General features: G+C 65.1%; 16 protein-coding genes and 1 pseudogene. 4 read left to right on the top strand and 13 right to left on the bottom strand.

Annotation, left to right across the window (positions count from 1 at the left end; translation table 11 throughout):
• Positions 1-83: 83 nt before the first annotated feature.
• Both EB235_RS14990 and EB235_RS14985 read left to right on the top strand, forming a co-directional pair.
• The gene (locus tag EB235_RS14990; RefSeq protein ID WP_027030219.1) at positions 84-446 is read left to right on the top strand and encodes a hypothetical protein; all 363 of its coding nucleotides are present in this window, start codon (positions 84-86) and stop codon (positions 444-446) included.
• A gap of 246 nt (positions 447-692) precedes the next feature.
• The gene (locus tag EB235_RS14985; RefSeq protein ID WP_245268806.1) at positions 693-1,130 is read left to right on the top strand and encodes a flagellar basal body-associated protein FliL; all 438 of its coding nucleotides are present in this window, start codon (positions 693-695) and stop codon (positions 1,128-1,130) included.
• A gap of 25 nt (positions 1,131-1,155) precedes the next feature.
• Here the strand turns inward: EB235_RS14985 and EB235_RS14980 are convergent, their stop codons facing one another.
• The 5 genes and pseudogenes from EB235_RS14980 to EB235_RS14965 all read right to left on the bottom strand — a co-directional run bounded on the left by EB235_RS14980 (position 1,156) and on the right by EB235_RS14965 (position 5,390).
• A complete protein-coding gene (locus tag EB235_RS14980; RefSeq protein ID WP_155256384.1) occupies positions 1,156-1,611 on the bottom strand; it encodes a lysozyme inhibitor LprI family protein in 456 nt (151 codons plus the stop codon).
• 38 nt (positions 1,612-1,649) lie between these two features.
• Positions 1,650-2,663, bottom strand: a complete 1,014-nt coding sequence (locus EB235_RS14975) for an ABC transporter permease (protein ID WP_027030221.1) — start codon at positions 2,661-2,663, stop codon at positions 1,650-1,652.
• Positions 2,660-3,721 carry a sugar ABC transporter ATP-binding protein gene (locus tag EB235_RS14970; protein ID WP_432431172.1) on the bottom strand — a complete coding sequence of 354 codons (1,062 nt, stop codon included), beginning with the start codon at positions 3,719-3,721 and terminating at the stop codon, positions 2,660-2,662. Before EB235_RS14970 ends, EB235_RS14975 begins: the two co-directional genes overlap by 4 nt.
• Before the next feature lie 42 nt (positions 3,722-3,763).
• Positions 3,764-4,144: pseudogene (locus tag EB235_RS35270) on the bottom strand (ATP-binding cassette domain-containing protein); the annotation flags it as partial.
• A gap of 298 nt (positions 4,145-4,442) precedes the next feature.
• The gene (locus tag EB235_RS14965; protein WP_027030223.1) at positions 4,443-5,390 is read right to left on the bottom strand and encodes a substrate-binding domain-containing protein; all 948 of its coding nucleotides are present in this window, start codon (positions 5,388-5,390) and stop codon (positions 4,443-4,445) included.
• A gap of 332 nt (positions 5,391-5,722) precedes the next feature.
• Here EB235_RS14965 and EB235_RS14960 point away from each other — a divergent pair, with 332 nt between their 5' ends.
• Positions 5,723-6,418, top strand: a complete 696-nt coding sequence (locus EB235_RS14960) for a RibD family protein (protein WP_027030224.1) — start codon at positions 5,723-5,725, stop codon at positions 6,416-6,418.
• Positions 6,419-6,433: 15 nt separating this feature from the next.
• Here the strand turns inward: EB235_RS14960 and EB235_RS14955 are convergent, their stop codons facing one another.
• Positions 6,434-7,324: an SDR family oxidoreductase gene (locus EB235_RS14955; RefSeq protein WP_027030225.1), complete on the bottom strand. Its 891-nt coding sequence runs from the start codon at positions 7,322-7,324 to the stop codon at positions 6,434-6,436.
• 101 nt (positions 7,325-7,425) lie between these two features.
• Between EB235_RS14955 and EB235_RS14950 the strand changes: the two genes are divergently transcribed.
• A complete protein-coding gene (locus EB235_RS14950) occupies positions 7,426-8,253 on the top strand; it encodes a helix-turn-helix transcriptional regulator (protein WP_032925489.1) in 828 nt (275 codons plus the stop codon).
• A 34-nt stretch (positions 8,254-8,287) separates the two neighbouring features.
• Here the strand turns inward: EB235_RS14950 and EB235_RS14945 are convergent, their stop codons facing one another.
• The 7 genes from EB235_RS14945 to EB235_RS14915 all read right to left on the bottom strand — a co-directional run bounded on the left by EB235_RS14945 (position 8,288) and on the right by EB235_RS14915 (position 13,276).
• Complete coding sequence (locus EB235_RS14945) at positions 8,288-8,734, bottom strand: SRPBCC family protein (protein ID WP_027030227.1); 447 nt, start codon at positions 8,732-8,734, stop codon at positions 8,288-8,290.
• Between the two features lie 9 nt (positions 8,735-8,743).
• Positions 8,744-10,015: an arsenite efflux MFS transporter ArsK gene (arsK, locus tag EB235_RS14940; protein ID WP_027030228.1), complete on the bottom strand. Its 1,272-nt coding sequence runs from the start codon at positions 10,013-10,015 to the stop codon at positions 8,744-8,746.
• Positions 10,012-11,403, bottom strand: coding sequence for an NAD(P)-binding protein (locus EB235_RS14935; protein WP_027030229.1), 1,392 nt, complete (start codon positions 11,401-11,403; stop codon positions 10,012-10,014). The genes arsK and EB235_RS14935 overlap by 4 nt, the downstream gene beginning before the upstream one ends.
• A gap of 41 nt (positions 11,404-11,444) precedes the next feature.
• Positions 11,445-11,765 carry an ArsR/SmtB family transcription factor gene (locus EB235_RS14930; protein WP_010910714.1) on the bottom strand — a complete coding sequence of 107 codons (321 nt, stop codon included), beginning with the start codon at positions 11,763-11,765 and terminating at the stop codon, positions 11,445-11,447.
• Between the two features lie 63 nt (positions 11,766-11,828).
• Positions 11,829-12,251, bottom strand: coding sequence for an arsenate reductase (glutaredoxin) (arsC, locus tag EB235_RS14925; protein WP_027030230.1), 423 nt, complete (start codon positions 12,249-12,251; stop codon positions 11,829-11,831).
• 10 nt (positions 12,252-12,261) lie between these two features.
• Positions 12,262-12,936, bottom strand: coding sequence for an aquaporin (locus EB235_RS14920; RefSeq protein ID WP_027030231.1), 675 nt, complete (start codon positions 12,934-12,936; stop codon positions 12,262-12,264).
• A gap of 7 nt (positions 12,937-12,943) precedes the next feature.
• On the bottom strand, positions 12,944-13,276 hold the full coding sequence (locus EB235_RS14915) for an ArsR/SmtB family transcription factor (RefSeq protein ID WP_027030232.1): 333 nt from the start codon (positions 13,274-13,276) through the stop codon (positions 12,944-12,946).
• Positions 13,277-13,318 lie beyond the last annotated feature (42 nt).

The raw sequence follows: 13,318 nt of genomic DNA, 5'->3' as shown, positions 1-13,318 counted from the left end.
AGTTTCCCTTCCACAAATTTTTGAGTTACACTTTTATAAACTCGCAAATGTGAGTCGCTGTAGCATCAGACCCGGGAGCAGTGATGGATGCCGCCGATTTCGCCCGCGCCTGCGGTTACACCGGCGACAGCCCTGCTTTGCTCGAAGCCTTCGAGACGATCCGCCGCAACGGCATCGCACAGGCCCGCCACGACCATTTCAGGCGCAAGTCCGTCATCGACGAACTGAAACAATCCGAACCGCTGTTCCTGGCCGCGATCGGCCCAGCGCTGTCGGCGGACGAAGCCATCGAGGACACCGCCCGCATCATCGCCTGCTGGCGCAACATGCCGCGCTGGCGCCAGGAACGACGCCTGCCCGATCTGGTCAGGGCCAGGCAGCAGCGTCTCGTGGCGCGCTTCTTCCGCCGCTACAGCCACCGCCTGTGGGCGCGCGAAGCGGCCTGAGGCACGCTTGGCATGTTGAGCAGCCGGCGGCCTGACACCAAGCCGGCCCTGATTCCGTCGGAATGCTGCGCTGATTGGTGGCCTCGGAAACCAGGGAAGGACCACCATGAAACGCTTTGTTGTCGCCGCCCTGTGGTTGATGGCGCTTGCCCTGTCCGCCCATGCCGCCGGCGACACAACGACCGGGCTCGCCGACGCCACGGTGCTGATCGTGCGTCACGGCGAAAAGCCCGACGCGGCCCGGATTTGTCGCCCGAGGGCCAGGCCCGCGCGCAAGCCTATGTCGCCTATTTCCAGCCCTTCATGCTCGACGGCACGCCGTTCCGGCCCGACATGCTGGTGGCCAGTGCCGATTCCAGGAACAGCGCGCGCGAGCGGCTGACGCTGACGCCACTCAGCCAGGCCTTGAAGTTACCCATCGATCAACGCTTCGCCGACAGGGAAGTCCAGAACCTCGTCGCGGCGCTGTCGACCGAAAACCACGGCAAGTCGATCCTGATCGCCTGGCATCACGGTCAGTTGGCCAAGCTCATCAAGGCCTTCGGCGCCGACCCGCAGGCACTGCTGCCGAACGGCAAATGGCCAGGCGATGAGTTCAACTGGGTTGTGGTGCTGCGATTTGACCATGGAGGGCAGCTGGTGCCGGGTTCGGCGAAGATCATCGAGGAGAGGCTGCCGGGTTAACTCCCAACAGCGTGCTCACACACCGCTAATGAGGGATCAACTCCAGCAAATCAAATACTCTTCCCGCCGCATGCCTGGTCTTGCAGTCGCCATAGTCCATTAGGGCCCGAGTGCCGATATAATCTGAAATCGCGTGGCAATCGTACTCGTTCCAGGCACTCCACATTGATTGCGATTTGGCGATGTCGCTCGAAGCTTTTCCCGATTGCACAAGCCGAGCATAGACATCGTCGACCATGCTGCTCCATGCCGCGCCCGAATAGCCGGTACATTGATTGATGGCGAATTGGTTTTCGCTGCCATTGTCAAATTGCGTGCGGCAAATCTCGATTGGCTTGAACACGCAGGAGTCACGCTCTTTACTGTCTTCGAACGCGTCCAGGCACTTCACGATGATCCGCTTCGCGGACTCCGCCCCCTGCTCATCGCTCCAATCATACGGCGCGTCCGCAGCGTGGACCTGAGATACAAGCATCACCATGACTCCAGCACTCCGAGCGGCTCCCGCTAACGCTGTCCTCACCGTCTCACCCGCGATTTCAGCCACCGATCAAACGCCACCGCCAGGATCAGGATCAGCCCAATCACGATGCTTTGCGTATAGGACGACACATTGTTGAACTGCAGCCCGTTCTGCAGCACGCCGATCAGCGCCGCGCCCACCACGGTGCCGCCGACCGAGCCGATGCCACCGAACAGCGAGGTGCCGCCGATGACGACGGCGGAAATCACCGTCAGCTCGTAGCCAATACCGGCGACCGCTTCCGATGAATTGAGCCGCGCCGACAGCACGAAGGCGGCAAGCCCGGCGAAGAAGCCGACGATGACATAGACCGAGACCAGGATGCGGTCGACGCGCAGGCCGGAAAGTCGTGCCGCCTCGGCATTGCCGCCAACCGCATAGACGGCGCGGCCGTAGCGCGTGTAGCGCAGCACGATGTGGCAGAGGATCGCGGCGATGGCGAAGATGATCGCCGGCACCGGCACCGGGCCGATCAGGCCGGTGCCGAACCAGCGCATCGAGGCGTCGAAGCCCGAGATCGGGCCGCCATTGGAGATGGTCAGCGTCAGCCCGCGAAACACCGTCAGCCCGCCCAGCGTGACGACGAAGGGCGGCACTTTCAGCCGGGTGATGGCGAGCCCCTGCACGCCGCCGGCGGCAGCCCCCACCAAGACGGCCGCCAGCAGGGCCGCGAACCAACCATAGCCTTGTGTGCCCGTGGTCGACAGCGACAGCGTGTTGGCCGTGCCGCCCTTGGCGACGACGGCGGCGACCATGCCGCAAAAGGCGAGCAGCGAGCCGACAGACAGATCAATGCCGGCGGTGAGGATGACGAAGGTCATGCCGAGCGCGATCAGCCCGGTGATCGAGATCTGCCGCGTGATGTTGAACAGATTGATCGGATCGATGAAGCTCGGCTTCAACAAGGTGAAGACGACGATCAGCGCCACCAGGAACAGCAGCGGCCCGAAGCTCATCAACAGCCGCGCGACATTGATGCCGCCGCGCTCATTCTGTTCCGTCGCGCTCATCGTGCCTGCCTCTCGTCCTGTGGCTTTCTGTCGAGCGCCATCAGTTCCATCAATCGTTCCTCGTTTGCCTCGACGCCCGGCATCTCACCGGTGATGCGCCCCCGGCGCATGGTGACGATGCGGTCCGACACCGCCAGCACCTCTGGCAGTTCGGACGAGATCATCATCACCGCGATGCCGCGCGCCGCCAATTGCACCAGGATCTGGTGCACCTCGGCCTTGGCGCCGACATCGACGCCGCGCGTCGGCTCGTCGACGATCAGCACTTTTGGATCGCGCGCCAGCCAGCGCGCCAGGATCACCTTCTGCTGGTTGCCGCCCGACAGGCCTTCGATCGCCTGCTCGGCCGAGGCCATGCGGATCGACAGCATCTTTCTGAAACCCGACAATGCATCGCGCTCACGCCGCTCGGCCATGAAGCCAAAACCGTTGCTGAAGCGGCCGAGCGAAGCGACGGAGAAATTGGGCAGGATGCCGAGTGCCGCAAAGATCGCCTGGTGCTTGCGGTCCTCCGGCACCAGGCCGATGCCGAGCGCGATGGCGTCCGCCGGCGAGGCTGGAGCGATCTGTTTGCCGTCGAGCGTGATGGTGCCGGCAGCGATCCGGTCGGCGCCGAAAATGGCGCGCGCCAGTTCCGTGCGGCCCGAGCCGACAAGCCCGGCGACACCGAGGATTTCGCCCGCCTTGAGGTCGATGTCGACGCCGTCGAGCACGATGGCATGCGGCGCTTCGGGGTCGCGCACGGTGCGCAGGCCGCGCACCGACAGCACGACATCGCCGGCCACCGCGCGCTGCGCCGGTCGGGCGTAGAGTTCCGAGGCGGCGCGGCCGACCATCTTCTCGATGATGCGCGGCAATTGGATCGGACCACCCTCACGGTCGAGATGCCCGGCCAGCCGGCCGTCGCGCAGCACCGTCATGCGGTCGCAGATGGCGGAGGCCTCCTCCAGCCGGTGGGTGACGAACATGATGGCGACCTTGTCCTGGCGCAGCCGGTCCATGATCGACAAAAGCCGCTGCACCTCGGTCTCGGTCAGCGCCGAGGTCGGCTCGTCCATGATGATCAGCCGGCTCTTCAGCGACAGCGCCCGCGCAATCTCGACCAGTTGCTGCTCGGCCACCGACAGCGCCGACACCGGCGTCATCGGATCGATGGAAAGGCCGACGCGGGCGATGATGTCTCGGGAGTCCCGCTCCATGCGCTTCCAGCTGACCAGCCCGAGCGGCCCGACCGGCGCGCGGCCGATGAAAATGTTCTCCGCCACGGTCAGCGTCGGGATCAGGCTGAGTTCCTGGTAGATGGTGACGATGCCGAGCCGCTTGGCATCCTGCGGGCTGGATGGCGCGTAGTCGGCGCCGTCGAAGGTGATGCGCCCGCCGGACGGCGGCATGACGCCCGACAGGATTTTCAGCAGCGTCGATTTGCCGGCACCGTTTTCGCCGAGCAGGCCGAGGATTTCGCCGGCGCGGATGTCGAGCGAGACATCGCTGAGTGCCGTGACGCCGGAAAAATGCTTGGTGACGCCCTCGACGGCGAGCAGTGCGGCTTCAGCTGGCAAGGGTGGCTCCCGGATTGTGGCAAGTCGCGGGACAGCGCCCCCCTCTGTCCTGCCGGACATCTCCCCCACGAGGGGGGAGATTGGACGTCACGCCGGCTTTCGCCAATCTCAAACGTTGCAAGAAAGGCGCGGTCGAAGAAGCTGCCGATCTCCCCCCTTGTGGGGGAGATGCCCGGCAGGGCAGAGGGGGGCGCTGTCCCGCCGGCCTCACCAACCAGCCCTACTTCGTCTCGCTCAACCGCTCCGCCTTATCCAGATTATCCTTGCCAATAACGATCGGCGTCAGCAGCACCAGCTTCTCCTTCGGCTCGGTCTTGTTCTTGGCGTAGGCGACGGCGATCTGCACGGCCGTGCGCGACTGCTGGCCGGGGAACTGTTCGACCGTGCCAGCGAGCTTGCCGTCGCGTACCGCAACCAGCGCTTCCGGCAGCGCGTCGAAGCCGTAGATCTTCACGTCGGTGAAGTTGCGCGCCGCACACGCTTCCAGCGCGCCGAGCGCCATGTCGTCATTGGCGCAGATGATGGCGTCCGGCTTGCCATTGGCGGCGAGGCCGGCTTCCGTCACCGACAGCGCCTCGGCGCGCGCGAAATTGGCGGTCTGCTCGAAGATGATCTGGTACTTGTCCTTCAAGGGATCGAGCACATTGTGCACGCCCTTGTTGCGGTCGATCGCCGGACCGGCACCGGGCTGGCCCTGCAGGTGGAACAGCTTGGCGCCGTTGGGGAATGCCGCCACCATGGCACTGGCTTCCGCCTCGCCGCCCTTGACATTGTCGGCCCCGACATGGGCGAGGATGCCCTGGACACCGTCGACGCGGCGGTCGATCGTCACCACGGGAACGCCGGCCTTGACCGCTTCCTCGATGGCCGGCGCCAGCGCGTTGACGTCGAGCGGCGAAATCACGATGGCGTTGACCTTCTGCACCAAGGCCGCCTCGATGTCGGCGGTCTGCTTGGTGGCCGAGTTCTGGCCGTCGCTCTCGGTCAAATTGACGCCTTGTGCTGCGGCCTCCGCCTTGATCTCGTTCAGCATGTGCACGAAGAACGGAAAGCCGAGATTGGGCACCGAGCCAAGGATGGTGAGCTTGTCTTCGGCAAACACCGAGGGTGCGGCCAGCATCATGGCGCCGAACGCCGCGGACGACAGCAGGAATTCACGTCTGTTCATGGTTGATCCTCCTCCACAGAAACGCATCATCCCCAGGACCGGGATCGGTCTTGGGAAGGGATAATGCGTCGGTTCAAAGTGTTGGAGCATCCTCCTTGCGCAAGACGGCGCATGCCGCTCCAGCTGATATCCGTTGCAAAAACTGCCTCCCATCGGCATCAGCCCAGGGATGCTAACCCAGGGTCAACCATTTGTGCAACATCGATATAACAGTGTTGGGCGGCCAATTATCGGAATTATCGGAATTTTGACCGAGCCGACGCGCCCCGCTTCCATTCTCCGGCCACGGCACTAGTTTGAACCGCACCTCAGCCCATCCCTGGAGCACCCGCATGAAGCCGCACATCATCTGCCATATGCTCGCCTCACTCGACGGCAGCTTGCATCCGAGCCGCTACACCAAGAGCCCCGATGGCGGCGTACCGGACTGGTCGGGCCTCTATGAAAAGATCCACGGCGATCTCGAAGGTGACGGCTGGATCGTCGGCCGTGTCACCATGGCCGAGATGAGCAAGGCCGCCGCGCACCCGCCGGCCAATGCCGGCAAGGTAGAGCGGCCGCATCATTTCGCCCAACGTGACGCGGACAGCTATGCCGTGGCGCTCGATGCCTCAGGCAAGGTGCATTTTTCTAAACCCGACATCGGCGGCGACCATGTCGTGGTGCTGCTCGGGCACGGCGTCGCCGACAGCCATCTGGCCGAGCTCGCCGCCGACGGCGTGTCCTACATTGTGTCGGAGACGACGGACATCGACCTTGCCGCCATGCTCGACGTGCTCGGGCGTGAACTCGGCATCCGCCGGCTGCTGCTCGAAGGCGGCGCCGGCATCAACGGCTCCTTCTTCGCGGCAGGGCTTGTCGACGAACTCAGCCTTCTCATCGCCCCCGCGCTCGATGCGCGGGCGGCAAACCAGGGTTTTGTGGAGTTCGGCGAAAGCGGCCTTGCGGGCAAGATGCAACTGTCGCTGAAGAGCTGCGAAACGCTGACGCATGGGGTCGTGCACTTGCGCTATGCCGTCACGCGCTGACGCGCGCCACCCTCCTCAATCGGGGTACCGCATCGCATCCAGATCGGCGATCAGCGTCGGGCCGGTCGGGTGCCAGCCAAGCCGTGCCTGAGTCAGCGCGCTGGAGGCCGGGATATCCATGGGCGCGAACATGGCCATCCAGCCGAAATGCTCGGCCGCCTTTTCGGGCGCGATCGAAACGACCGGCACGTTGAGGCCCCGGCCAAGCGCCTCGGCGATGGCGCGCACCTCGACACCTTCCTCGCCGACTGCGTGATAACGCGCGCCGGGCTGCCGCTTTTCTATGGCGAGCCGGTAGAGCCGCGCCACGTCGAGCAGATGGCCGGCAGCAAAACGATTGCGGCCTTCGCCGACATAGGCCGAGACGCCTTTCTGGCGCGCGATCTCGATAAGCTGCGAGATCAGGCCCTGCTTGAGCGGATTGTGGACCTGCGGCAGGCGCATCACCGAGACGTTGACGCCGGCCTCCAGCAAGGCATTGCCCGCCAGTTCGGAGGCGATACGCGGATGGGGGTTGCTGGCGTTGAAGACGTCCTCGCTCGCAAGCTGCCCATGCCCAGGGGCGCCAAAACCGGTCCCGGACGTGATCAACAGCGGCCGGTCGGAGCCGGCAAATGCCTGGCCGAGTGCTGCGATGACACGGCTGTCCTTTTCGCAGTTCTCGGCAAAGCGCGAGAAATCATGATCGAAAGCGGTGTGGACCACGGCGTCCGCCTTGGCCGCGCCATCGCGCAGGCCCTCTGGCTCTTCCAAAATTCCGCGATGCACCTCGGCGCCTGCGGCGGCCAGCGCCTCTGCGCCGGCATCGGAGCGGGTGACGCCGATCACCTGATGGCCGGCCTTGATGAGTTCGGGAACGATGGCCGAGCCGATGAAACCGGTCGCGCCGGTGAGAAAGATACGCATGCAAAATCTCCTGACAGTTGCCTGCGTAATATCGACGGTCTATTATCCCATTAAAGTAGTGATCTTATCGTGGTATAATCTTTAACAGGATGCCTAACAGGATGCCCACCAATTCCCCTGGCACGCTCGCAGCCTTCCTGAAGGACCGGCGCACCCGGCTCGACCCGGCCTCATTCGGCTTTTCGGGACGCAGGCGCACGCCGGGGCTGCGCCGCGAAGAGGTCGCCCAGCGCGCCAACATCAGCCCGACCTGGTACACATGGCTGGAACAGGGCCGCGGCGGTGCACCGTCAGCCGATGTCCTGAACCGCATCGCGAAGGGGCTGATGCTGACCGAGGCGGAGCGCGAACATCTCTTCATGCTGGGGCTCGGGCGCCCGCCCGAGGTCCGCTACAGGGGCGACGAGGGCGTCAGCCCCCGGCTGCAGCGCCTCATCGACACGCTCGATGCCAGCCCTGCCTTGATCAAGACCGCGACCTGGGACGTGGTTGCCTGGAACCGCGCCGCCGAGATCGTGCTGACCGACTATGGCTCCCTTCCCGCCGACCGCCGCAACGTCCTGCGCTTCATGTTCCTCACGCCCCACATCCGCGCCAAGCAGCACGATTGGCAAAACCTCGCCCGTTTCGTGGTCGGCGCTTTCCGGGCCGATGCGGCGCGCGCCGGCGCGGTCTCCGAGGTAACCCAGCTGGTGGAAGAACTGTGCGCCGGCAGCGCCGAATTCGCCGCCCTGTGGCAGGAGAACGACGTGCTCGCCCATGGCGACGGAACAAAGCGCCTGAAGCACCCGGAACTGGGTGACATCGAGCTGGAATATTCGTCCTTCGCGGTCGACGGCCGGCCGGATCTGAACCTGACGGTCTACAATCCGATCGACAAAGAGGTCGCCGACCGTATTCGCGCGCTGGCCAAGGGCCTCAAAGGCTGAATGCTGGGCGTCCATCTGCTGCGATGGCGCCTCCTCAACTTTGATCGCACACCGCCTTCAAAATCTGCAAGGTCGGCCCCCAGTAGAGATTGGCATGCGGGCGGATCGCCGGTTCGGCGAAGTCGCTGAGCGTCAGCGTCAGCAGCGTTCCCTCGTCCGCCGAGGCCAGGGCGAAGCTGACCAGCGTGTGGTTCTCCGGCACATCCGCCAGCCGCGAGGCCGACAGCGTGCTCCAGTAGCTGTAGGCGAAGCTCTTCTCCGGCTCGAAGGCCCGGACGGTGCCATGGTTCTCGAACGGCATGCCATGCAGCAGCCCGCGTATCACGATCGCGCCGCCGGCATGTCCCTCGAGGCTGACGGTCAGTTCCTCGTCCGACATCCATAGCGGGATTATCCCCGGCGTCGTCAGCACCCGCCAAACCTCAGCCGGTTTGGCGGCGATGGCGATGGTCTTGACGATCGGCGTGGCGGGATCGGTCATCCCGTGCAACTACCGTGAAGGCGGTGGCGAGGCCATCGCCGTTTCCAGGTGCAATGCGGCCGGATCAGTCGTGCCGCTCCTTTCAGCCTTGCGCGATTGCCGGCTGATCAACACAACGGCGGCGAAGGCCGCGATGCCCAACAGGCCGACCATCACATTGAGCCACAAGGCCGGGAAAACGCCGAGGCCCGATATCATCAGGGTAAAGCCGAAAGGGGCAAAGGCGGAACTGAACTGGCGCGCTGCCGTGATCCAGCCGACATAGGAGCCGTAGCGCTCGTGGCCGAACAATTCGAGCGGCAGCGTGCCGCCGACGATGCTCATCAGGCCCGAGCCGAAGCCGAAAAGCACGGCAAACAGCATGGCGCCGGGAACGGAGGGCGCCACCAGCAGCAGCACCGCGAGGCCGCCGGCCAGTGCTGCGGTGGCGCCCAGCGCCAGCGATGTCTGCGTCAAGCCACGGCCAAACAGCATGTTCACCAGCCGGCTCGCCACTTGCGACGGGCCAAACAGGCTTGCCACCAGCACCGAGGCGCCGCCGAGACCGACCAGGGAAAGCAGCGGCACCATCTGCACCAGAACAGCCGAAAGCATGAAGCCTTCTATGGCAAATCCGGTCAGCACCAGGACGAACAGCGGCGACCATCGCCGGCCGGGCGCCGGGCCTGACAGGCCTGATGTGACCGGGATAATCCTCTCCAACGCCTTGCCGGCGCGGCTGGAAAGCCGGGCCAGCCACCAGTGGATCGGCAGGCAGACAAAGGCGTTGAGCGCGGCAAAGAGAATGAGCACCTCGCGCCAGCCGAGATGCTGGTGCAGCAGCGTCGTCAAGGGCCAGAACAGCGTCGAGGCGAAGCCGGCGATCAAGGTGAGATGGGTGATGCCGCGACGCGCGCCGCCGAGCTGCACGATAGCAACGAAGGCCGTGCTGTAAAGCACGAAGCAGGAGGCGAGCTCCATGGCCAGCACGCCAAGCGCAAAGCCGGCGCGCCCCGGCGCCAGCGCGCACACAAGCAACGCGCCCGCCGCCGCCAGCGATCCCGGCACCATCAGGCGCCCTGCCCCGACCCGGTCCGCGAGGCTGCCGGCGAACGGCGCCAGGACAGCGCTTGCCAGTAGCGACACCGACAGCACGGCGAACACCCATTGCTGCGACCAGGCGAGTTCCACCGCCACCGCCGGCGCCAGGATGCTGTAGCTGTAATAGAGCGTGCCGTAGCCGATGATCTGTGTGGTGCCTAGCGCCCAGATGGCCGAGGCAGGGATCTTGGCGTCGCTCACTCGGCCGCTTCCATCTTGCTGGCACAGCCGCAGCCGCTTTTACCGGCCGCTTTCGCGTCCACATCCGCCACGCAGCAGGCATCGACCTCAACCGGTGCCGGCCCGCCGCAACAGCCCTGCGAAGCGCGGCCCGCCGGCACCGTGCAGACGCCGGTTTCGGGCAGCACCAGTTGTACCGCGTCGGCCGCCGCCATGTCGCCGGCGATCGCCGCCGCGACCGAGCGGACCTGCTCGTAGCCGGTCAACAGCAGGAAGGTCGGTGCACGACCATAGCTCTTGATGCCGACCGTATAGAAACCGGGCTCCGGATGGCTGAGTTCGCGATGGCCGTGCGGCGGTACGTCGCCGCAGGAATGCTCATTGGGATCGATGAGCGGACCGAGCGCCTTGACGCTTTCCAGCCACGGATCGAGATCGAGCCTGAGTTCCGTGGTCGGCGACAAGTCCGGCCGCTGTCCCGTCGCGGCGATGATGCGGTCGACAGGGCCGAGTTGCAGCAACCCCTCCTCGCCTTGCCCCTCGACGATCAGCCGGCCGTCGTGCTCGCGGATCGCAACCGTTGCAAAGCCCGTCGCCAGCCGGACACGGCCGCTTTCTGCGAGGTCGCGCACATCGGCGCCGAGTTCACCGCGTGCCGGCAACTGATCGGCGTCGCCGCCGCCATAGATGCGCACGAGGTCGGTTCCACGCACCGCCCAGATGAAGGCCGTGCCGGGCGCGGCATCGGCCAGCCTGGCAAGGTCGAGCAAGGCGTTGGCCGCCGAGTGACCGGAACCGGCAACCAGCGTCGCGCGGCCGGCATAGAGCGCGCGGTCGCGGCCGAGAATATCGGGGATGCCGTAGGCGATGCGGTCGGCGAATTCCGCCTCGCCCTCCGCCGCGATGCCGCCGGCGCCGAGCGGGTTGGGCGTGCGCCATGTCCCCGAGGCGTCGATGACCGCCCGCGCACTGTCGCGCCTTGTGCCATCAGCGGTCTCGACGACGAGCATGAACGGCCGCGTCCCGCGCTTACTGCCGCGCACCTTGTCGGCACCCCAGCGCGATATGGCCACGACACGCGCATTGGTTTCGATCGACGACGAAACTTCTGGCAGGCTGGCCAGCGGCTCGAGATAGTGCGCGACGAGTTCGTCGGCGGTCGGGAACGCTTCCGCGTCCGGCATCCGCCATCCCTGGCTTTCGAGCAGCCTGCCGGCCGCCTGGTCGACGCAATAGCGCCAAGGCGTGAACACCCGCACATGGCCCCAATCGCGCAGGCTGGCCGCGACGCCGCTGCCGGCTTCATAGAGCTTTACCGGCAAGCCCCGGGCCATGAGATGAACGGCGGCCGCCAGGCCAACCGGGCCGGCGCCGATGACGGCGATCGGCAAATCGTTTTGCGTGGCCATAGCTTCTATCCTTCCGGTATTATCGAAATAACAGGCAAAAACTATGCGGCCGCGTCACCAGCCGCCGGATTGCAAGCGGCGTCGGCGCAGCATTCGTCGGCCAGGAAGCCGATGAGATCGTTCATCATGGGATAGTTGGCGCGGCAGATCAGCGTCGTCGCCTGCCGCTCCTGGCTGACCAGTCCGGTCAGGATCAGGCGGTGCAGATGGTGCGACAGCGTCGAGGCAGCGATGCCGAGGCTCTCCTGCAGGAAGCCGACCGGCCGGCCCGCCTCGCCCGCCCTGACCAGGATGCGATAGAGATTCAGTCGCGTCGGATTGCCGAGCGCTTCCAACTGCTTCGCTGCTTGTTCGAGTTTCATGGAAATAACATGCGGCCAACGGTCGAAGCCGTCAATCCCTATTTCGAAAAATATCGAAATACCTCAGACGACCCGCTTGCCGTCGGCATCGACGACGACCTCGCCGTCCTCCTTGGTGAACGGGCCGATATCCGGGTTGGGCAGGAAATCGAGCACCTCCTCCGACGGCCGGGCCAGCACGACGCCGAGCGGGCTCACCACGATCGGCCGGTTGATCAGGATCGGATGCGCCAGCATGAAGTCGAGGATCTCGTCATCGCTCCATTTGGCATCGCCAAGGCCGAGCTCCGCATAGGGCGTGCCCTTTTCGCGCAGCAGTGCGCGCGGCGTCATTCCCATTGCCGCGATCAGCTCGACAAGCTTTTCGCGCGATGGCGGGTTCTTCAGATACTCGATCACCTCCGGCTCCTCGCCGGACTGGCGGATGATCGCCAGCGTGTTGCGCGAGGTGCCGCAGGCCGGGTTGTGATAGATGGTGATGGTCATTGCGCGGCCTTCATCTCAGTGAGGGTCTTGGGATATCCGCCAGCAGCCAGCCGGCCAGCGCCAGCGAAAGCAGCGCACCCGCCAGCTCCGCAGCGATGAAGGCCGGAACATCGGAGGGCCGGATGCCGGCAAACGTATTCGAGAAGGCTCGGGCGATCGCCACCGCCGGATTGGCGAAGCAGGTCGAGGCCGTGAACCAGTAGGCTGATGTGATGTAGAGCCCGACCAGCCAGGGAATGGCATCGCCCCTGAAGCGCAAGCCGGCAAGGATGGTGAAGACCAGCCCGAAACTCGCGACCAGTTCGGCCAGCCACTGCCCCTGCCCGCTGCGCACCGTTGCCGAGACCTCCAGCAAGGGCAGCTCGAACATCGCATGCGCCACCAGCGTGCCGGCGAGGCCGCCAACAATCTGGACAGTGACGTAGCCCAGCACGGCCAGCCAGCCGATGTCACGCCGCAGCCCGAAAACCAGCGTGACGGCCGGGTTGAAATGAGCGCCCGAGATCGGCCCCAGCGTGGTGATCAGCACCACCAGCATGGCGCCGGTTGGAATCGTGTTGCCAAGCAGCGAAAGTGCGACATCGCCGGTCAGCCGGCTGGCCATGATGCCCGAGCCGACCACCGTGGCAACCAGCATGGCGGTGCCCAAAGCTTCGGCCACGAGGCGGCGTCGAAGGTCGGTCATGTCAACCTCAACATTTGCAGGTCACCGCCTGGAGGATCGGCTGGCAAAGCTCCGGCGCGCCGTTGCAGCAATCCTCCATCAGATAAGCCAGCAGATTGCGAAACCCGGTCATGTCGGCTGTGTAGCGGATCCTGCGGCCGTCGCGTTCGGCATGCACCAGCCCGGCCTGGCCGAGGATTTTCAGATGCGCCGACATGGTGTTCTGCACTGTGCCCAGCCGCGTCGCCACCTCGCCTGCCGGCACACCCTCGGCTCCGGCCCGAACCAAAAGCCGGAACACCTCCAGCCTGGTTTCCTGGCCGAGTGCTGCGAGCGCCAGCAATGCTGTTGTCTTGTCCATCAATCCATCGATCCAGATTTATGGAATAATGGCAGCCGGCCA

This window comes from Mesorhizobium loti R88b, from assembly GCF_013170845.1.
GTDB classification, from domain to species: Bacteria; Pseudomonadota; Alphaproteobacteria; order Rhizobiales; family Rhizobiaceae; genus Mesorhizobium; species Mesorhizobium loti_B.
The sequence above is the reverse complement of the archived record's forward strand: the minus strand, read 5'-3'. Positions and strand labels throughout refer to the sequence as shown.